Here is an 18,716-nt window from a genome sequence, read left to right as displayed (position 1 = left end):
CCTTCACCTCCGACCTGCCGCGGCGGCTGACGCAAAAATTACTTTTGTGACTGACTGGAAGGCGGAAGCCGAACATGGCGGTTTCTATGAAGCGCTCGCCCTTGGCCTCTATAAAAAGGTCGGGCTCGATGTGACGATCCGCCAGGGCGGCCCCGGCATCGACAATATGCAATTGCTCGCCGCTGGCGCCGTTGACTTCGCCATCGGCTCCAACAGTTTCGGGCCGCTGAACCTGGTGCAGGCCGGCGCCCATGTCGTGGCCGTCATGGCGGCGTCGCAAAAAGATCCGCAATGCCTGATGACGCATCCGCGCGCCGATATCAAAAGCCTGGCGGATATCCGCGGCAAGCCGGTGATGATCGCGGCGGGGGCCGCCAATACCTTCTTCCTGTGGCTGGAGGCGAAATACGGCTACACCGAGAGCCAGATCCGTCCCTATACCTTCAACATGGCGCCCTTCCTGGTGAACAAGAACGCCATCCAGCAGGGCTATGTCTCCTCGGAACCCTATCTGGTGGAGCAGCAGGGCGGCTTTAAACCGCAGGTCTTCCTCTTCGCGGATGCCGGCTACCCGTCCTACGCCTCGCTGGTCATGGTGTCCCAGAAGATGATCGACGCGCACCCCGATGTCGTTCAGAAGTTCGTCGATGCCAGCATCGAAGGCTGGTACGACTATCTGCATGGTGACCCGGCCCCCGCCAATGCCTTGATCAAGAAAGACGACCCGGACGAGAATGACGGCGTCATCGCCTATGCCATCCAGACCATGAAGGCGGAGGGCATGATCGAAGGCGGGGATGCTGCCAAGCTCGGCATCGGCGCCATGACGGATGCCCGCTGGCAGTCCTTCTTCGATGTCATGTCAAAGCAGGGCGTCTATCCGGCAGGTCTGGACTACAAGGCCGGCTATACCCTGCGTTTTGTGAACAAGGGCGTGTCACTCTCCATGGCCAAGAATTGAGTCTGGCACTGGGCAGCGTGCGCGAGACACCGCCGGTCCTGCAGGCCAGCCGGCCGATCATCAGTCTCGACCATGTCACCAAAACCTATGGCAATGGCACGACGGCGCTGCGCGATGTCGATCTCACCATCGGCCGCTCGGAATTCGTCAGCCTGCTGGGCCCGTCAGGCTGCGGCAAAAGCACGCTGCTGCGGCTGATCGCGGGCCTGGGCGAGATTTCGGGCGGCGCGATCGACTGGCCGCAGGCGTCCCATACAGCGCGCGGTGAGCCGGAGCGTGACCTCGGCTTCGTCTTTCAGGAGCCGACGCTGATGCCCTGGGCCACGGTCTTCGGGAATGTCTATCTGCCGCTGAAGCTCAAAGGCCTGTCCCGGAAAGAGGCCACGCCGCGGATCACCGAGGCCTTGACCAAGGTCGGGCTGGAGAATTTTGCAAAAGCCTATCCGCGCGAATTGTCGGGCGGCATGAAAATGCGCGTCTCCATCGCGCGCGGGCTGATCACGCAGCCTTCCGTGCTGCTGATGGACGAGCCTTTCGCGGCTCTCGACGAAATCACGCGCTTCCGCCTGAACGACGATCTGCTCGCCATGTGGGCGGGCCAGCAATGGACCGTCATCTTCGTCACCCACAGCGTCTATGAATCGGTCTATCTCTCCAACCGCATCGTGGTCATGGGCGCGCGGCCGGGCCGGGTGACGGCCGATATCCGCATCGACGAAGCCTATCCGCGGTCGGAAGCCTTCCGCCTCTCCACCCGCTACAATGACTATTGCCGTCTGGTCTCCGCGGCCTTGCATGAGACGATGGCATGAACGAAGCCCCTATCCCCGTGCCGCCGGATTATGTCGGCCGCGTGCTCAAAATCGCCCTGCCGCTTCTCGTCGGCGCCCTGTTTCTGATCGCCTGGCAGATCATCGTGACCGTGCTCGACGTGCCGAAATTCGTGCTGCCGGCACCCACGCTGATCTGGCAGGCCCTCATTGGCAATTTCTGGAGCCTGATGGGCTCGCTCTGGTTCACGCTGACGGTGACCGTCGAAGCCTTTATCGCGGCGGTGATCGGCGGGGTGGCCCTTGCCGTGCTCTTCGCCCAATCGCGCTGGATCGCGACCGCCTTCTTTCCTTATGCGGTCATCCTGCAGGTGACGCCCGTCGTCTCCATCGCGCCGCTCATCATCATCTGGGTGGGATATGACAATGTGCGCACCGCCCTGCTCATCCTGGCCTGGCTGGTCGCCTTCTTTCCCGTGCTGTCGAATACGACGCTCGGCCTGCGCTCGACCGACCATAACCTGCGCAATCTGATGCAGCTTTATGGCGCCTCGCGCTGGCGGGTGCTGACGGAAATCCAGTTTCCCGCAGCACTGCCCTATATTCTGGCCGGCATGAAAATTTCCGGCGGATTGTCGCTCATCGGCGCGGTGGTGGCGGAATTCGTCGCCGGCAGCGGCGCCTCCACCGGTCTTGCCTGGCGCATCATCGAGGCCGGCAACCGGCTTGATATTCCCCGCATGTTCGCAGCCCTCGGCCTGCTCTCCGGGCTCGGCATCCTCATCTTCGGCGTCATGAGCATGATCGAGCATCTGGCCTTGCGGCATTGGCATGAAAGCGCCGTGCGGCGCGAGAATTGACGGAGCCATCCATGGACCCCAGCAGAATCGCCGCTTTGACCACGATGCTGGACGGCATCGCGGTGGAGACAGACCCCGCTTTGGTGCGCCGGAAAAGCCGGGATTTCTACTGGTATTCGCCGGTCCTGAAACGCGTGCTGGATGACGTGACGGGGGATGTCGTTGTCACCCCCCGCACCGAGGATGAGGTGGTACGCACCATCGCAGCGGCGTACGCGCTGGAAATTCCCGTGACACCACGCGGGGCGGGCACCGGCAATTACGGCCAGGCCATGCCGCTTGCCGGCGGCATCGTGCTCGACCTGCATGACCTCAGCGCCGTGAAGGAGATCGGCCCAGGCTTTGTCGTGGCGGAGGCAGGGGCCATTCTGGGCAAGATCGACGCCGCCACCCGCGCCCATTCGGGGCAGGAGCTGCGCATGTTCCCCTCCACCCACCGCACCGCCTCCATCGGCGGCTTCATCGCCGGCGGTTCGGGCGGGGTCGGCTCCATCCGCTGGGGCGGCTTGCGCAACCTGGGCAATGTCACGCGCACGCGCGTCGTCACCATGGAGGCCACGCCGCGGGTGATGGATCTGACGGGCGATGACATCGCCAAGGTCGCCCATGCCTATGGCACCAATGGCATCATCACCGAATGCGAAGTGCCGCTGACCGCGGCCTATGACTGGATCGACGCCATCATCGCCTTCGATGCGATGGACAAGGCAACCGCCTTCGCCGATGCGCTGGGGCGGGAGGACGGCATTCTGCTCAAGGAACTCTCGGTCATGGGTCCGGGCGTCGGGCATCGCTACTTCGCCCAGCATGGCCGCTTCCTCTCGGCCGGTCAGGCTGCCGTGCTGATCATGGTGGCGCCGCATGCCGTCTCGGCGCTGGAAGCCTTTACCCGTCGCCATCGCGGCGAGACGGTCTTCCGGTCCGATCTGATCGACGCCGACAGCCGCAAAACGCTGCCGCCATTGTTCGAGCTGACCTGGAACCACACCACGCTGGTGGCCCGGCGGGTGGAGCCTGCGCTGACCTATCTCCAGACGCTCTATCCCTATCCCGATCATGTCGCGGCGGTCGCCCGCATGGCGCGGCTGATCGGCGATGAGATGATGGATCACCTCGAATTCATCCGCTTCGACAGCCATATCGTCTGCTCCGGCCTGCCGCTGGTGCGCTTCACGACAGAGGAACGGCTGAACCAGATCATTCGTATCTTTGAGGACAATGGCTGCCTGGTCTTCAACCCGCACCGCTACACGCTGGAGGAAGGCGGCATGAAGCGCTCTGACCTCGGCCAACTGGCTTTCAAGCGCGAGGTCGATCCGCGTGGCCTGCTCAATCCCGGCAAGATGATCGCCTGGGACAATCCCGATTTCGACTTTTCCGACCCCCGCCCCTATCTCTTCAGCCAGCCCGCGGCCTGATGAAAGTTCTTCTCCTCTACGCCCATCCGGTCGAAAGCAGCTTCAATGCGGCGGTGCATGAGGTGGCGCTGAAGGGGCTGCGCCGCGCAGGTCACACGGTCGATGATTGCGACCTCTATGCCGAGGGCTTTCAGCCCGTGCTGACGCGGGAGGAGCGCCTCGCCTATCAGGATATCCCGGCCAATCGCGGCCCGGTCGCCGACTACGTCGCCCGGCTGCAAGCCGCGGAGGCCATGGTCATCGTTTCGCCCGTGTGGAATTTCGGCTTTCCCGCCATGCTGAAGGGCTATTTCGACCGCGTCTTTCTACCCGGCGTCTCCTTCGACATGGTGGGCGGTAAGGTCGCCCCCTGCCTCCACAATATCGGCAAGCTCACCGCCTGCATGACCTATGGCGGCAACCGGCTGCGGGCTTTTCTGGCCGGCGATCCGCCCCGCAAGATCGTGACGCGGGTGCTACGCGTCACCATCAAGCCGGCCGCACCAGTAGAACACCTCGCCTTCTATGACATGAACCGGGCGACCGAGGCGCAGCTGACGGTCCATCTGGCGCGGGTCGAGCAGCGTATGACCGCCTTTTAAGATCGCGCCGCCTTTAAACAACCGCAGATATGGTTCAGGCTCACACGATGAAAGCCGGCCGCTCGCGGCCGGCTGAAGACTGAAGGACCAGACGATGACGGAATACGGCCGCAACGGCGAGGTGATCATGTTCGTCACCTATCAAGGCAATGCGGAGTCGCGCTTCGACCGCGTCTATTATGTCGAGCGGCATCTGCCGATGCTGCGCCGCTTGTTCGGGCCGCTGGGCCTGACCGGCGCCCAGGTCTTCTTCCCACCCAGCCAGGAGACCGGCACGATTGCAATCTGCGAATGTCGCTACCGCGACGAAGCGGCCTTGGCCGCCTGCTATGCTTCGGCCGATATGCCCGGCCTCGCCGCCGATGTCGGCAATTTCACCGATATCATGCCGGTGCAGCTGCGGGCGGCGCGCTAAGCGGCGCTCGGCCCCGCCAGCGTGCGGGGCTTGGCCGCCATCACCACATCCAACTCCGCATGATCCGGCAAGGTCTGGTCGATCGGCTGACCCGCGCGTAGCACCAGCCTGTCCGACTGCGGGCGGGAGACGATCTCGTCAAAGCTCCGCGCCCGCGTCAGCACCAGGTCGGCGGTCCGCCCCACCGCGATGGTGCCGCAATCCGTCAGGCCCATGGTCATCGCCGGCACCTGGGTGATCGCCCCGGCCCAATCGCCGTAAGGGTGATCGAGGTGCGAGACACGCAGCGCGAAGCGGAAACTGTCCAGCGTGTCGTGGTCGCCATAGGGCACGAAGGCATCGCGGCAGTTATCGGTGGCGAAAGCGAAGGACACGCCCGCCGTACGCAGCTCATGCGCGAGTGTCACACCGCGCCAGCGCGGCGTGCGGCCGGCATGGCGATCCTGCAGATACATATTGGCGGAGGGCAGCGAGACGATGGTGACGCCGAGCTTTGCCAGATGCGCGATGGTTGCTGCGACCACGCTCTCAGGCTGCAGCGCCAGATTGCAGCAATGGCCGCAGGTCACACGACCCTGGAAGTCATTGCGCTCGATCGCCGCCGCGATGCGCGGCAGGGTGAAAGCGGCCACGTCATCCGTCTCATCGACATGCAGATCGACATCCAGACCGTGGCGCTTGGCCTGAGCAAACAGCAGATCCAGCAGGCGGTCGATTTCGGTGATCGCGCCATGATCGACGCCCGACATCCGGGTGACCGCGCCAAGGATGCCTTCGGACCGCGCGACGAGGCCTGCGAGTTCTGCGCCAAACGGCGTGTCATATTGGTCGATCGTGGTCAGCGCCACTGCCTGCAAGGCGATGCGCCCCTGCCAGCGGGCCCGCATCTCCCGGAACACGCCCCAGGAAATCTCGGCCTGCTCGGCGAATGTGTCGAGATGCGTACGAATGGCGCCGACGCCATGGGCATAGGCGCAGCGCAGGCCGAAATCCATGCGCAGCGCGATATCATCGGCCGTCCAATAGGCTGCACGATCCGCCCCCGTCGCGATCAGCGCGCCGGTAAAACTGCCGTCCGGGTTGGGCGTGCGGGCGACCACATGGCCCTTGTCGAGATGCGTATGCATATCAACGAAGGTCGGGAACACGATGCGCCGCTCAAGATCAATCCCTTCGGCCGCCGTGCCGGCCGGTTCAATCGCCGCAATGCGCCCCTGCGCGACCAGGATATCCGCATCCAACAGGTAGCCGTTCCGCGCCGGCCCCAGACGGGTCGCAGCGTCTGCGGACACAGTGCCCGCTGGGATGGCGGCACGGCGCAGCCAGAAGCGGTCCGTCTGCGGAACGGCGAACGGGGTCATGGCGCCGCCTTATAATCGTAGGTCACTTCCTGCTCGCCATGTTCATGCAGCAGCGCCAGCAGGCGCTTGCGCATGATCAGACCCGGCCGGTCGGAGGGCATATGCGCCTCGATCCGCCGCTGCACATCCAGGATCGCGTCCGGGCTGGTCGATTCCAGCACCTCGCGGTCCTCATGCACGATGGTCGCATCCCAGGCGATGAGCTTTTCGGTGGAGCAATCCTCCTCGCGGTCGTTGCGGTAGAGCAGCTGCACAAGCTGTATCTTGCCGTCTTCCACCGGCGTCGCGACATTGATGATGATATGGCGGATGCCGCTGGGGTAGGTCATGTCCATCCGCCGCGCAAAGGGCAGATACCAGTGGTTGACCATGCTGCGTGTGGTCGTGGGATCGGTCGTGCCGGTAACGGCGTGGGCTGCCGGCGGATTGAGGATATCGACGACCGTGGTTGCCTTGAAACCGTAATCCGTTTCCTCAATGGAATAGACCCGAGGTTTCGGCTGCTTCATGTCCCCGAACGTGCCGGCATGAACGAAGGCGAAATGCGCATTGTCGAAAGAGTTTTCCATCAGCCGCAATGGTGCTGTGTCCCAGCTTTCATAGAACTGGAAAATGCGGCGGAAGCCGGGATCGTCCTCCTCGGGGATGTCAAAGATCGGCGCGATCGGCTCATCGAGCGCGACCCACAGGTAACCGTAGCGCGCCGCCGCCTGATAGGATTTGACGCGATGCTTCGGAAAAGGCGTGTCCGCGTCGAATTGCGGAATACGGGCGAGCGTACCGTCTGCCTGGAAAGCCCAGCCGTGATAGCCGCAGACGATGAGGTTTTCGTCACACCAGCCTTTCGACAGCTTGGCGGTGCGATGGCAACAGCGATCTTCCAGGGCCGCCGGCGTTCCGTCGGCCGTCAGGAAGACAACGATATCCTCGCCCATCAGCCGGAAGGGCTTCGGCCCCGATGCCACCTCATCCAGCCGTAGCGTCGGATACCAGAAATGCCTGAGGGTCTTCTGCTTGGTCGTCAGCATCGGGTTAACTCCAGCGACTGAGGAAAGCGAAGCACGTGCCATAGAAGCGGAAGTCAGCACCCAGGAAAAGCATTGAATGCAGTCCGCACCGCTGCCTTAATGAGAGCGGTTTGCCCGCCACCGCTGCTGATCTGAGGATAGCTTCATGCTGCATAACCGCTTGCTGCATTATCTGGACGAGGTGGCGCGCACAGGCTCGATGCGCAAAGCCTCCGGGCGGCTGAATGTGGCGTCTTCCGCCATCAATCGGCAGATCCTGGCGCTGGAGGCAGAGCTTGGCACGCCGCTGTTTCTGCGCCTGCCGCGCAAGCTGCTGCTGACGACGGCGGGCGAGATCGTCATCCGCCATGTCCGCCAGACGCTGAAGGATATGGAGCGGGTGCAGCGCCGCATCGAAGAGCTGAAGGGGCTGCGGCGGGGGGAGATTACGCTCGCCATCATGAGCGGCCTGGCCGCGAATATGGTGCCGCGCATTGCGGTCGACTTTCGCCGCAACTCCCCCCGCGTCAAGCTCACCATGCGGCTGCTGCCCTCGGGCCAGGACATTATGGCGGCGGTATCAGCCGGCGAAGCCGATCTCGGCCTCGGCTTCGATTTTCCGCGCGACCCCAGCCTGCGGGTGCTCGCCTCGGGCGTCGGGCGGCTGGGTGCGGTGATGGCACCGGACCATCCGCTGGCCACGCATCATCACCTGCGCCTCAGCGATTGCGCGGATTATCCGCTCATCGTCGCTGAGGAAGGCATGGCCATACGCCCCTATCTGAACGAGGCTTTCGCGGGGCTTCAGCTGCAGATGGAGCCGGCGCTGGAAACCAATTCGATCGAGGTCATGCGCCACGCCGCCATGCTGGACCAGGCCATCACCTTCCTCACCCCCTTCGATATCGAATGGGAAAAGCGCGCCGGGCGGCTGGCCTATGTGCCGGTGCATGAATTGCGCGGACGGGTGCAGACGCTGATGCTGATCGGGCGGGATCGCGGGGTCGATGCGCTGACCAGCCTGATGGCCGAGCAGATCAAGACCGCGATCACGACGACGGCGGGCGGCTGAACCTCAGCCGTTGAAGGCCGTCTTCGCTGTCACCGCGCCCATCGGATAATCGCGCACTTCCTCGATCAGGCCGATCAGCGCGCGGGCAGCGCGCTCCACCTGGGTCGCGCCCCGCGCGGCATCGCCGGCCGCGGCATTGCCGCAGGCCCCGGCCGCATGCAGGTCCTGCGCCTGCCAGCCGAAGCCGACGCCGCCTTCCGGCACCAGCAGCTTGTTGGTCTGTTCGATAGCGACCGAGCGCGAGACGAAGTTCTCCGCGAATTCCATGTGAACCTGATCAGGATGCAGATGCAGCATGACGGAGGTCTCAGACTCCCCGCCATGGATGCCGTGCTTCAGCTCGGCCGCCGAATAGAGATCGCTGCTGTCGATGGTGCGGAACCAGCTGGCGCCGACTGCGAACATGCCGAGTTCCACGCGCAATTCCCGGCAGACGATGTCCATCACCTGCGGCTGGCCGCCATGGGAGTTGAACAGGATGATTTTGCGCACGCCCGCGCGCCAGGCGCTTTTCGCGACCTCAAACCACAGCCGCGCCAGCAGGTCATAGGGCAGCGTCAGCGTGCCCGGAAACGCAATATGCTCGTTCGATTTGCCGACCGGCAGCATGGGCAGCACGAGGGCCGGAAAATCAGGCGGCATCAGCTCCACCGCGCGCGCCACGATGCCGGCATTGATGGCGGCATCGACCTTCACCGGCAGGTGCGGGCCATGCTGCTCCACCGCGCCCACGGGCAGGATGGCGACGATCTCGCTCATGTCGAGGCCGGCGAAGTCCCGGGTGGAGAGGTCCCACCACCAATGCGACGGCAGCACAGTCATCGATGTTTCCTTCCTGTCTGTGCGGGACGTGGCTCCGCGACTGCACCTCCATACGACCCTTTTTCCCGGATGACCGCTGCCAAATAGGCATCACCACGCGCTCAAAAAGGCTGTTCCTTTTTTCATCACACTGGGTCAGCATGCCCTCACCTGCCGTTAACTTAGGCAGAATGACAGGGACCACCGTGGCAGACATCGCACCCGAACCGGTTCATATGCCTAGTATTTCAGCAGAATCGACGCAGACTCTCATCGCCGCGCCGATTACGGCCGAGGGTTTCGCGCCCTTCGGCAAGCTCATCGCGCCCATGCCGGACGGCACGCCTGCCGGCCCGATCGACCATGCGCTGGACCTGTCGGCCGGACGTCCGCGCTTCTATATCATGGCCCTGACGCACCGGCCGCTGACCGTCAGCCGCATCACCCGCCATGCCCAGGCGACCCAGGTTCTGGCAGCCGTGGGCGGCCTCACCTGGCTGCTGGCGGTGGCACCCGCCAATGCCGACAGCGACACCCCAGACCCCGCCGCCATCCGCGCCTTCATCGTGCCGGGCGATGTCGCCGTGCTGATCGACCGCGGCGCCTGGCATGCCGGCCCCTATTTCGAATCCGCAGAGATGAGCTTCTTCAATCTTGAGCTGGATGACACCAATATCGTTGATCACGAGACCTGCGATCTGGCTGCGCGCTTCGGCCTGACCTTCGACCTGCGTCCGGCATGAGCAGCACGCTGCTATCGCCGCCGCCGCTGCGTGCCCGCGCCGACGGGATTTCCATCCGTGACGTGCAGATGGTCTATCGCCGCGGCAATCAGGTCACGACGGCGCTGGCGGGCTGCAATCTGGATATCCCCGCCGGGTCTTGGGTGTCGCTCATCGGGGCTTCGGGCTGCGGCAAATCAACCTTGCTGCGCATCCTGTCTGACATCGTGCAGCCAACCGCGGGCCAGGCGCTGCTGGGTGGGCTCACGCCTGCCGAGGCGCGGGCCGAACGGCGCTTTGCCCTCGTCTCCCAGCAGGCGGTGATGCTGCCCTGGCGCAAGGTTCTGGCCAATGTCGAACTGGGCCTCGAAATTGCCCGCGTGCCGCGCGCGGAACGGCGCCGCCGGGCCGAGGAAGCGATCGACATGGTGGGCTTGCGCGGCTTTGAACGCGCCTATCCGTCCGAGCTTTCCGGCGGCATGCGCCAGCGCGCGGCGATCGCGCGGGCGCTGACGCTCAAACCCGCCTATCTGCTGATGGATGAGCCGTTCGGCGCGCTGGATGAGCTGCTGCGCGACCGGCTCAATTTTGAACTCCTCCGCATTCTGGAGGAGACGAAGGCGACCCTGCTGCTGGTCACGCATTCGATTTCGGAAGCGATCATCCTGTCGGACAAAGTGGTTGTCATGTCACCCCGGCCGGGCCGCATCACGCAGGAGATCGGCATCGACTTCGGCCATAACCGCAGCCCCGCGATCCGCGACGATCCGCGCTTCGGCCGGCTGGAATCCGAACTTCGCCACGCGCTGGGTGACAGCATGGGCGATGAGCACGCTTGAGACAGACGCTGCCCTTTTTATCATATGAGGAATTGAGATGCGTATGCGCAAAGGCTGGATAAGTTCGCTGCTGGCGGGTGTAGCCATGCTGGGTCTGGGTGCGGTGTCCGCCCAGGCCGCCGGCATGACGAAGCTTTCCGTCGTGCTCGGCTATATCCCGGATGTCGAAATGTACGGCCCCGAATACGCGCTGAAGCAGGGCTATTATAAGGCTGAGGGTCTGGACGTGACGCTGATCCCGGCGGGCCAGGGCGTCGATCAGGTGCAGATGGTCGCCGCCGGCATCGCGACCATCGGCATCGACAATCCCGAACCGATCCTGGCGGGCGAAGGCCAGGGCGAGAAGTTCACCGTCTTCGCCGGCCAGTTCCAGACCCAGCCCATCGCCATGACCTGCCGCAAAGCGAGCGGCGTCAATACGCCAGCCGATCTCAAAGGCAAGATGATCGGCGTCAAGGTCAATGCACAGCCCTATTTCAAGCTCTTCCTGGCCAAGAACGGCTTGCAGCCTTCGGATGTAAAGACGACGACGGTGGGGCCGAATGACGTCTCGCTGCTCATCGCCGGGCGCATCGATTGCGAAATCACCACCTTCGCCTTTAACGAGCCGCTGCTGGTGCAGCAGGCCGGCGTGCCGACCACCGTGCTGCCGCTGGGCAAATACGGGCTCAATGCCCAGGCCGATTCCTTCTTTGTCAAAAGCAGCTATTTCGCGAAGCCCGAAAACCAGGCGACGCTGGTGAAATTTCTGCGCGCGACGGCCAAAGGCTGGGTCAGCTTCTATCAGGACCCGAAGGCCGCGGCGAATTACATCATCGACGGCAATTTCGTCGATGGTCTGGATCGCACGCAGCAGATCTTTCAGGCCGAACAGCAGGTCAATTACATGAAAAGCCCGCTGACGGCTGAGAAGGGCATCTTCTGGCTTGATCCCACGATCTGGCAGCAGACGGCGCAGAACCTGAAGGATGCGGGCGTCACCAAGACGGTGCTGCCGCTGGAAGGCCTGCTCACGACGTCGATCCTCGAACAAGCCGACATGCCCAAGTTCTGATCTGACAAGGCAATTACCCCATGACGATCATCCTCGCAGACGCTTGGGTCATCACCATGAATCCCAAGCGGGAGGTGCTGGAACAGGCCAGCATCCTCCTGGCGGGTGACCGCATTGCCGCCATCGGCAGCCGGGCCGCGCTGGTCGCGGCCGAGCCGATGGCCGAGGTGATCGACTGCCAGGGCCGCATCGTCATCCCCGGCATGGTCAATACCCACACGCATCTGTTCCAGACCCTGCTCAAGGGTCTGGGCGATGACCGTGTGCTGAAAGACTGGTTCACCTGCATGACGGGTCCGGCTGCGGTGGAGCTGACACGGGAAGATGTCTCGGCTGCTGCCCTGCATGGCTGCGTGGAGAGTATCCGCTCCGGCGTTACCTCCCTTGTGGACTTCATGTATGCGCATCCGCGCCCCAACCTGACGCAGGCGGTGGTGGATGCCTTCCAGGCGACGGGCATGCGTGGCCGGGTGTGCCGCGGCTTCCTGACCGCGGGCGCCGAATTCGATGTTCCCATTCCGCTGATCGAAACACCCGAGCAGGCGCTCGGCGACGCGCGCGCCGTCATCCGGGCCAATAACCGCCCAGGCGGCCGCGTGCAGGTGGGACTGGCGCCCAGCATGATCTGGGCGCTGGATGCCGGGACGCTGCGCGCCACCCGCCGCTTGGCGGACGAGGAAGGCGCCTTCATCACCACCCATGTCGCGGAAACCGCTTTCGAGATCGAGCAGTCGCAGTCCCGTTTCCATTGCACCGATACGGAATTGCTGAGCGACATCGGCTTCCTCGGGCCCGATGTGCTGGCTGTTCATTGCGTGCAATGCGGCAAGACCGATATCGACCTTCTGCGCCGGCATGATACGCGCGTTTCTCACAATCCCTGCAGCAATCTGTATCTGGCGTCCGGCATCCCGCCGATTCCGGCCATGCTGGAGGCCGGCGTCACGGTCGGGCTGGGCTCGGATGGTCCGGCCAGCAGCAATAATCACAGCCTGTTCCAGGCGATGAAATTCGCGGCCCTCATTCAGAAGGGCCATCACCGCAACCCGGAAATCATCACCGCCGAGAAGGCGCTGGAAATGGCGACCATCGACGGGGCGCGGGCCATCGGCCTCGATCATGAGATCGGCTCCATTGAAATCGGCAAGAAGGCCGATATCGCCGTCATCGATACCGACAGTTTCGCCATCGCCCCGGTGCATCACCCGGTCTCGGCCCTGGTCTATTCGGCCCTCGGGCATGAGGTTTCAACCGTCATCATCGACGGCCGCATCGTCATGCGCGACGGTGCGGTGATATCGGTGGATGAGCGCGCCGTGCGCGCCCGGTCCCGCGCCGCGGCCGATGCGCTGGCCGCGCGCGCCGGTATTGCGCATCTCGGAAAGCGGCCCTGGCGTTCGGTCGGGGCGTCGCGGTGACACGGGCGAAAGCCACCCATCTGGCGGCCGTCATTCTGCCGCCCGCCCTCCTGCTCGGCGCGATCATCGCGCTGTGGGGCTGGATGAGCGCGCAAGGCATGATCCCGACCTACCTGCTGCCCTCTCCGGGCAGTCTCGGTGACGCGCTGGTAGGTGACCGCTCCATCCTGCTGCGCCATGCCCTGGCGACAACACGGGAGGCCGTTAGCGGCTTCGTCCTCGGCAGCGTGCTGGGGCTGCTCGCTGCCATTCTGCTCTCGGCCTCGCGCCGCCTGCGGGCCTGTTTCTTTCCGCTGGCCCTGGTCACGCAGGCGATCCCCATCATCGCCATCACGCCGCTCATTGTGCTGGTCATGGGACGCGGCCTGCCGGCAATTTTGACGCTGGTGTCGATCACCGCCTTCTTTCCGATGCTGATCAATATGACGCGCGGCTTGCGCGTCGCTGATCGCGGCTATCATGAACTGCTGCACAGCCTGGCCGCGACCCGCCTGCAGCGGCTGATCATGATCGAGCTGCCCGGCGCTTTTCCTTACCTGTTCGCGGCTTTGCGCGTCTCGGCCACGGCCTGCTTCATCAACGCCATCGTGGGTGAATGGATCGGCTCCAATGTCGGCCTGGGCTATCTCGTCGTCATTTCCGGCCAGTATTTCAAGATCCCCCGGCTTTGGGCCGCCGTTGTGGTGACAGCGGCACTGACGCTCATCCTGGTCGGCATCGTCGCCTTGATCGAACGCGCGGTCACACCCTGGGCCGCGGCGGAGCGTGAGATATGAGCCGCGCCTGGCGCATCGGCGGACCGGCCGCGGTCCTGCTTGCCCTCCTCGGCCTGTGGTGGCTGGCGACCGCGCTCGGCTGGGCCGATCCGCTGGTCTTGCCGTCACCCCTGGCGGTCGCCGCGGTCTTCTGGACGCAGCCGGGCATGATCCTGGGCAATGCCGGCATTACCGCAGCCGAAGCCATCATCGGCCTCATCCTGGGCAATGCGCTCGGCCTGCTGCTGGCCATCATCTTCGTCAGTTCCGCGCCCGGCCGCCGTGCCGTGCTGCCGCTGGCCATGGCCGCGCAATCCGTGCCCATCGTCGCCGTCACCCCGGCGCTGATCATTGGTTTCGGCGACGGTATGGAACCGAAGATCCTGGTCGCCATTTTCCTTGTCTTCTTCCCCATGCTGGTGAACGGCATGCGCGGGCTGCGCAGTGCGGATGCCGAAGTCGGTGAGCTGATGCACAGCCTGGATGCCACGCCTTGGCAGCGCTTATGGATGGTGCGGCTGCCGGCCGCCCTGCCCTTCATCTTCACCGCCCTCAAATTTTCGGCCTGCTCCGCCTTCGTCGCGGCCATCGTGGCCGAATGGGTCGCGGCCAATCGCGGCCTCGGCTACCTCATCGTCTTCGCCGGTGCCCAGTACAAATCGGACGAGGTTTGGGCCGCGGTGCTGATCGGCACCTTCAGCAGCATGCTGCTTGTCGGTCTCGTCGTGCTGCTGGAACGGCGGGTGATGCCCTGGGCGAATGATCCTACGGAAGGTCTGACATGATGAATGCCCCGCGCCCGCTTGGCATATTCAATCAGATGTGGGGCAAATCCGGCATCCCCGATGCCGCCGTGCTGGAGACGGCGATCGCGGAGATGATGCTCGCGGAAGCGCTCGACTTCTCCTCCGTCTGGATCGGCGAACATCACCTGCCGGCGGAAAGCGGCGCCTTTTACGGCCGTGTGCCGGCGGCGGAAGTTTTCCTCGGCCATCTGTCCGGCCGGCTGGGCCGCATTGGTCTGGGCACCGGCGTCAAACTTTTCGCAACAGACGCGCGCCGGGCAGCGGAAGAGATGATGATGCTCCATCTGCTCGCGCCCGGACGGGTGGAGTTCGGCATCGGCCAGGGCCCGACCTTGCCGGACAGTACGGAAACCCGCGGGGAGAAGGCGGTGCGCTTTCGCGGCCAGTTGACGGATCTGCTCGGCTATTTGGGCGGCGATGCCCCGCAGGGCGAAAAGCCGCTCTCCCTCAAACCCGCGCCGGACCTCATCCCGCGCATCTGGGTCGCGGCACGCGATGAGGCGAGCATCGAGTTCGCCGCCGCCGCCGGGCTGAATTTCGTGGTGGGCCAGGCCGAGAACGGCATCACCCAATCGCGCTTCGTGCAGCGCTACAAAGCGGCGGGGGGACAGGGCGAAGCGCGCGGCGTGCGCCTGGTCTTCGTGGCAGACACGCGCGCCGAGGCGGAAGACGCCTGCGCGGAAGCGACCGAGCTTTATTTCGGCCTGCTTGGCTACAAGGGCTATCATGCGCAAGCCATCGCCGATGGATTGCTGCCCGAGACGGCGGAGACGCCCGCCGAAAAACGCCGGCAGGTCGATTTCCTGACCGGCACGCCGGATGAGGTCGCCGAGATGCTCAATGCCCATATCGCGCTTACCGGCATCGACCGGCTGGATGTGATGCCGCAACTGCCGGGCATTCACACCAAAGCCATCGCGCGGTCCCTTCGGCTGATCGCCACCGAAGTGCGGCCCCGGCTGCGCTTTCCCGAGACGCGAGCGGCCGCATGAGCCCGACGCTGACCGTCGAAGGACCGATCACCGCCAGCCTGGTGCTGGCGGATGGCGTGCGGCTGGATGCCGATATCTATCGGCCCGGCACGGGCGGGCCTTACCCCGTTCTGCTCATGCGCCAGCCTTACGGCAGGCGCATCGCCTCCACCGTCGTTTTCGCCCATCCGCGCTGGTATGCGGCGCAGGGCTATATCGTCGTCATCCAGGATGTGCGCGGCACCGGCACATCCGAAGGCCACTTCCGCGCTTTTGAGACCGAACGCGCGGACGGCGCCGAGACGGTCGCCTGGGCGGCCGCCCTGCCCGGCTCTACGGGCCGCGTCGGCATGTATGGCTTTTCCTATCAGGGCATGACGCAGCTCCTGGCCCTGGCCGGCGGGGCGCCCGCGCTCGGCGCGCTCTGCCCCGTCATGATCGGCTGGGACGTGCATGGCGACTGGGCCTATGAAGGCGGCGCCTTCCGCTTTTCCGACAGTATCGGCTGGGGCATCCAGATGGCCGCGATCCGCGCCCAGCATGACGGCGAAAGACAGGCCTTTCGTGATCTGACCCGCGCCGCCAAGGCGCTGCCGCTGACGGACGATACGCCGTCCTTCCCCGATATCCTGCGCCGCTATCGCAATCTGGGTCATTTCGCCGATTGGGTGGAGCAGACAGAGGCCGATGCGCCCTATTGGCACGGCATCTCACCACGCGGGGCGCTGGCCGGCCAGCGCATGGACGTGCCGATGCTGCATATCGGCGGCTGGTATGACACCATGCTGATGGGCACGCTGGATGCCCATGCCACCGCGCTTGCCGTATCTGACAGACCGCAAAGGCTGGTCATCGGTCCCTGGCCGCATCTGCCCTGGGGCCGGGCTTCCGGCGGCGATATGGGCCCAGCGGCCGATGGCGCCATCGACGCCTTGCAGCGCGACTGGTTTGATTGCTTCCTCAAGGATGGACCGGCGATCGGCGCCGGACTTGATCTTTTCGACGTCACCGCACGCGGCTGGCGGCATTTCGCGGATTGGCCGGGCGGCACGCGCACCCTGTTCCTCGGCAGCAGCGGCCTTGCGGTCGCCACCGTCATCGACGGGCGGCTGGAGAGCGAGGCGGCCGACGCCGGACAGGATGACGTGGTGCATGACCCATGGCGGCCGGTCCCCTCGCTCGGCGGGCATGACGCCGCCCCCATGGGGCGGCAGGACCGCACGGCGCTGGACCAGCGCGCGGATATTGCCTGCTACACGTCCCCGCCCTTCGCCGCGGAAGGCCTGCTGGCCGGTGCCGTTGATCTCGATCTGTTCGTCACCGCTGATGCGCTATCATTTGATATCTCTGCCGTTCTATCGGAAGTCACGCCCGAGGGCCGTGCGGTGGTGCTGACACAAGGCTATCGCCGCGTGACATCGGGCGAGGCACTGCCGATCCGCATGTCGCTCCGTGCCATCTGCGCCACCGTCCGGCCGGGTGCGGCGCTGCGCCTGTCCCTCGCAGGGGCCAGCTACCCTGCCCATCCGGTCAATCCCGGCACGGGCGCGCCACCCGCGACAGCGACGATCGACGAGGCGCAGGTGATCACACTCTCCATCGCCCATGGCGGTGCCACCCCATCCCACCTCATCCTGCCTTGGACCGAGGCCGGACGCGATCTTTCCACCTCCCCTTTGAGGAGCCTGGCCCGATGATGACCTTCGGCAAGGAAGCGGCGGCAACCGCCAAAGCCTTTCGCATCAGCCCTACGGACACGAACTATTTCGCGGTCCTCTTCGACCCCGAAAAGGACTCGATAAAAAATATTTTTGTAATCGAAATTTTCGCGGCTGGCGGCGCCACGCCACCGAATGAGCATGTGCAGGCGGATGAATTTTTCTATGTTTTGTCCGGCGAGGGCATCGCCCGCTGCGGTGATCAGGAAACGCCCTTAAAAAAGGGCGACGCCCTGCTGCTGCATCCCGGCAATGAGCATATCGTCCACAATACCGGCACGAAAAAACTCTATTGCCTGACGGTAATGACGCCGAATGAAGGCTTTGCCGAACTCATACGCAGCGGCACGCCGGTGGAACTCGACGCAGAAGACCTCGCCGTGCTGGGGGGCGCGTCCGGTGGCTGACGTCGATATGGTGCCGCTCGGCTCCAGCCCGCGCAATCAATGGCGGGTCTCGGCGACCGAGGTCGATCTCTGCCGCACCCCGCTGTCGCCGCGCCGGCTGGCAATTGCGGCCGCTCCCCAGCGCGTGACGCTCGATCTGGCGCGGACGGCTGTCCTGGTCGTCGATATGCAGAATGATTTTTGCCATCCCGAAGGCTGGCTCGGGTCTATCGGCGTCGATGTCACGCCGGCGCGGGCGCCGATCCCGCATCTCGCCAAGCTGCTGCCGCAACTCCGCGCGCAGGATGTGCCGGTGCTCTGGGTCAATTGGGGCCACCGGGCGGATCGGCTGAATGCCAGCCCCTCCCTGCTGCATGTCTATAAGCCCAGCGGCATCGGCACCGGTATCGGTGATCCGCTGCCGGGGTCAGGCGCGCACGTGCTGGAGGCGGGCAGCTGGTCGGCGGCGGTGGTCGATGAACTGGCGCCCGAGCCCGCCGACATCCATGTCGCCAAATTCCGCATGTCCGGCTTCTGGGATACCGAACTCGACAGCATTCTGCGCAATCTGGGTGTCACCACGCTGCTGTTTGCGGGGGTGAATGTCGATCAATGCGTGCTCTGCACGCTGCAGGATGCGAATTTCCTCGGCTACGACTGCATTCTTTTGGAAGACTGCAGTGCGACCACCTCGCCCGACTACTGCTTCGCCGCCACGATCTACAATGTCAAGCAGTGCTTCGGCTTCGTCACGCAATCAGCGGAATTCCTGGCCCAGACCCCGCCCTCGTAACGCGCAGA

General features: G+C 64.5%; 20 protein-coding genes. 17 read left to right on the top strand and 3 right to left on the bottom strand.

Annotation, left to right across the window (positions count from 1 at the left end):
- Positions 1-46: 46 nt before the first annotated feature.
- The 6 genes from AC3G7M_RS11265 to AC3G7M_RS11240 all read left to right on the top strand — a co-directional run bounded on the left by AC3G7M_RS11265 (position 47) and on the right by AC3G7M_RS11240 (position 5,005).
- Positions 47-961 (top strand): ABC transporter substrate-binding protein, encoded by a 915-nt coding sequence (locus tag AC3G7M_RS11265; protein ID WP_489212008.1) that lies wholly within the window; start codon positions 47-49, stop codon positions 959-961.
- On the top strand, positions 958-1,773 hold the full coding sequence (locus AC3G7M_RS11260) for an ABC transporter ATP-binding protein (protein WP_489212007.1): 816 nt from the start codon (positions 958-960) through the stop codon (positions 1,771-1,773). Before AC3G7M_RS11265 ends, AC3G7M_RS11260 begins: the two co-directional genes overlap by 4 nt.
- Entirely contained in the window at positions 1,770-2,591 is an 822-nt protein-coding gene (locus tag AC3G7M_RS11255; RefSeq protein WP_489212006.1) for an ABC transporter permease, read from the top strand. Before AC3G7M_RS11260 ends, AC3G7M_RS11255 begins: the two co-directional genes overlap by 4 nt.
- Before the next feature lie 11 nt (positions 2,592-2,602).
- Entirely contained in the window at positions 2,603-4,009 is a 1,407-nt protein-coding gene (locus AC3G7M_RS11250) for an FAD-binding oxidoreductase (RefSeq protein WP_489212005.1), read from the top strand.
- A complete protein-coding gene (locus AC3G7M_RS11245) occupies positions 4,009-4,590 on the top strand; it encodes an NAD(P)H-dependent oxidoreductase (protein WP_489212004.1) in 582 nt (193 codons plus the stop codon). Before AC3G7M_RS11250 ends, AC3G7M_RS11245 begins: the two co-directional genes overlap by 1 nt.
- A 94-nt stretch (positions 4,591-4,684) precedes the next feature.
- Positions 4,685-5,005, top strand: coding sequence for an EthD family reductase (locus tag AC3G7M_RS11240; RefSeq protein ID WP_489212003.1), 321 nt, complete (start codon positions 4,685-4,687; stop codon positions 5,003-5,005).
- Here the strand turns inward: AC3G7M_RS11240 and AC3G7M_RS11235 are convergent.
- Both AC3G7M_RS11235 and AC3G7M_RS11230 read right to left on the bottom strand, forming a co-directional pair.
- Positions 5,002-6,366, bottom strand: coding sequence for a cytosine deaminase (locus tag AC3G7M_RS11235; RefSeq protein WP_489212002.1), 1,365 nt, complete (start codon positions 6,364-6,366; stop codon positions 5,002-5,004). The two genes, AC3G7M_RS11240 and AC3G7M_RS11235, sit on opposite strands and share 4 nt — an antisense overlap.
- Positions 6,363-7,394 (bottom strand): aromatic ring-hydroxylating dioxygenase subunit alpha, encoded by a 1,032-nt coding sequence (locus tag AC3G7M_RS11230; RefSeq protein ID WP_489212001.1) that lies wholly within the window; start codon positions 7,392-7,394, stop codon positions 6,363-6,365. The genes AC3G7M_RS11235 and AC3G7M_RS11230 overlap by 4 nt, the downstream gene beginning before the upstream one ends.
- A gap of 145 nt (positions 7,395-7,539) precedes the next feature.
- Here AC3G7M_RS11230 and AC3G7M_RS11225 point away from each other — a divergent pair, with 145 nt between their 5' ends.
- Positions 7,540-8,445: a LysR family transcriptional regulator gene (locus tag AC3G7M_RS11225; protein ID WP_489212000.1), complete on the top strand. Its 906-nt coding sequence runs from the start codon at positions 7,540-7,542 to the stop codon at positions 8,443-8,445.
- Positions 8,446-8,448: 3 nt separating this feature from the next.
- Here AC3G7M_RS11225 and AC3G7M_RS11220 read toward each other — a convergent pair whose 3' ends face one another.
- Positions 8,449-9,267, bottom strand: coding sequence for a creatininase family protein (locus tag AC3G7M_RS11220; protein ID WP_489211999.1), 819 nt, complete (start codon positions 9,265-9,267; stop codon positions 8,449-8,451).
- Between the two features lie 185 nt (positions 9,268-9,452).
- Between AC3G7M_RS11220 and AC3G7M_RS11215 the strand changes: the two genes are divergently transcribed.
- The 10 genes from AC3G7M_RS11215 to AC3G7M_RS11170 are packed head-to-tail and all read left to right on the top strand — an operon-like array spanning position 9,453 to position 18,708.
- Entirely contained in the window at positions 9,453-9,989 is a 537-nt protein-coding gene (locus AC3G7M_RS11215; protein ID WP_489211998.1) for an ureidoglycolate lyase, read from the top strand.
- Positions 9,986-10,807, top strand: a complete 822-nt coding sequence (locus tag AC3G7M_RS11210) for an ABC transporter ATP-binding protein (protein WP_489211997.1) — start codon at positions 9,986-9,988, stop codon at positions 10,805-10,807. The genes AC3G7M_RS11215 and AC3G7M_RS11210 overlap by 4 nt, the downstream gene beginning before the upstream one ends.
- Before the next feature lie 37 nt (positions 10,808-10,844).
- A complete protein-coding gene (locus tag AC3G7M_RS11205; protein WP_489211996.1) occupies positions 10,845-11,861 on the top strand; it encodes an ABC transporter substrate-binding protein in 1,017 nt (338 codons plus the stop codon).
- A gap of 20 nt (positions 11,862-11,881) precedes the next feature.
- Positions 11,882-13,279: an amidohydrolase family protein gene (locus tag AC3G7M_RS11200; protein WP_489211995.1), complete on the top strand. Its 1,398-nt coding sequence runs from the start codon at positions 11,882-11,884 to the stop codon at positions 13,277-13,279.
- Positions 13,276-14,055, top strand: coding sequence for an ABC transporter permease (locus tag AC3G7M_RS11195; protein WP_489211993.1), 780 nt, complete (start codon positions 13,276-13,278; stop codon positions 14,053-14,055). Before AC3G7M_RS11200 ends, AC3G7M_RS11195 begins: the two co-directional genes overlap by 4 nt.
- The gene (locus AC3G7M_RS11190; RefSeq protein WP_489211991.1) at positions 14,052-14,819 is read left to right on the top strand and encodes an ABC transporter permease; all 768 of its coding nucleotides are present in this window, start codon (positions 14,052-14,054) and stop codon (positions 14,817-14,819) included. Before AC3G7M_RS11195 ends, AC3G7M_RS11190 begins: the two co-directional genes overlap by 4 nt.
- Positions 14,816-15,832, top strand: a complete 1,017-nt coding sequence (locus tag AC3G7M_RS11185) for an LLM class flavin-dependent oxidoreductase (protein WP_489211990.1) — start codon at positions 14,816-14,818, stop codon at positions 15,830-15,832. The genes AC3G7M_RS11190 and AC3G7M_RS11185 overlap by 4 nt, the downstream gene beginning before the upstream one ends.
- Positions 15,829-17,508, top strand: a complete 1,680-nt coding sequence (locus AC3G7M_RS11180; RefSeq protein ID WP_489211987.1) for a CocE/NonD family hydrolase — start codon at positions 15,829-15,831, stop codon at positions 17,506-17,508. The genes AC3G7M_RS11185 and AC3G7M_RS11180 overlap by 4 nt, the downstream gene beginning before the upstream one ends.
- Positions 17,508-17,936, top strand: coding sequence for a cupin domain-containing protein (locus AC3G7M_RS11175; protein WP_489211985.1), 429 nt, complete (start codon positions 17,508-17,510; stop codon positions 17,934-17,936). The genes AC3G7M_RS11180 and AC3G7M_RS11175 overlap by 1 nt, the downstream gene beginning before the upstream one ends.
- Positions 17,929-18,708 carry a cysteine hydrolase family protein gene (locus AC3G7M_RS11170; RefSeq protein WP_489211983.1) on the top strand — a complete coding sequence of 260 codons (780 nt, stop codon included), beginning with the start codon at positions 17,929-17,931 and terminating at the stop codon, positions 18,706-18,708. Before AC3G7M_RS11175 ends, AC3G7M_RS11170 begins: the two co-directional genes overlap by 8 nt.
- Positions 18,709-18,716: the final 8 nt, after the last annotated feature.

The sequence above is a fragment of the Acidisoma sibiricum genome, from assembly GCF_057837225.1.
This window is presented reverse-complemented; position numbering and strand designations above follow the sequence as displayed.

What these genes read in the sequence shown, in the direction of transcription:
- AC3G7M_RS11210 (WP_489211997.1), top strand. Translation starts at nt 9,986, where the DNA reads ATGAGCAGCACGCTGCTATCGCCGCCGCCGCTGCGTGCCCGCGCCGAC.
- AC3G7M_RS11240 (WP_489212003.1), top strand. Translation starts at nt 4,685, where the DNA reads ATGACGGAATACGGCCGCAACGGCGAGGTGATCATGTTCGTCACCTAT.
- AC3G7M_RS11230 (WP_489212001.1), bottom strand. Translation starts at nt 7,394, where the DNA reads ATGCTGACGACCAAGCAGAAGACCCTCAGGCATTTCTGGTATCCGACG.
- AC3G7M_RS11180 (WP_489211987.1), top strand. Translation starts at nt 15,829, where the DNA reads ATGAGCCCGACGCTGACCGTCGAAGGACCGATCACCGCCAGCCTGGTG.
- AC3G7M_RS11235 (WP_489212002.1), bottom strand. Translation starts at nt 6,366, where the DNA reads ATGACCCCGTTCGCCGTTCCGCAGACGGACCGCTTCTGGCTGCGCCGT.
- AC3G7M_RS11255 (WP_489212006.1), top strand. Translation starts at nt 1,770, where the DNA reads ATGAACGAAGCCCCTATCCCCGTGCCGCCGGATTATGTCGGCCGCGTG.
- AC3G7M_RS11190 (WP_489211991.1), top strand. Translation starts at nt 14,052, where the DNA reads ATGAGCCGCGCCTGGCGCATCGGCGGACCGGCCGCGGTCCTGCTTGCC.
- AC3G7M_RS11185 (WP_489211990.1), top strand. Translation starts at nt 14,816, where the DNA reads ATGATGAATGCCCCGCGCCCGCTTGGCATATTCAATCAGATGTGGGGC.
- AC3G7M_RS11220 (WP_489211999.1), bottom strand. Translation starts at nt 9,267, where the DNA reads ATGACTGTGCTGCCGTCGCATTGGTGGTGGGACCTCTCCACCCGGGAC.
- AC3G7M_RS11200 (WP_489211995.1), top strand. Translation starts at nt 11,882, where the DNA reads ATGACGATCATCCTCGCAGACGCTTGGGTCATCACCATGAATCCCAAG.
- AC3G7M_RS11175 (WP_489211985.1), top strand. Translation starts at nt 17,508, where the DNA reads ATGACCTTCGGCAAGGAAGCGGCGGCAACCGCCAAAGCCTTTCGCATC.
- AC3G7M_RS11205 (WP_489211996.1), top strand. Translation starts at nt 10,845, where the DNA reads ATGCGTATGCGCAAAGGCTGGATAAGTTCGCTGCTGGCGGGTGTAGCC.
- AC3G7M_RS11250 (WP_489212005.1), top strand. Translation starts at nt 2,603, where the DNA reads ATGGACCCCAGCAGAATCGCCGCTTTGACCACGATGCTGGACGGCATC.
- AC3G7M_RS11225 (WP_489212000.1), top strand. Translation starts at nt 7,540, where the DNA reads ATGCTGCATAACCGCTTGCTGCATTATCTGGACGAGGTGGCGCGCACA.
- AC3G7M_RS11245 (WP_489212004.1), top strand. Translation starts at nt 4,009, where the DNA reads ATGAAAGTTCTTCTCCTCTACGCCCATCCGGTCGAAAGCAGCTTCAAT.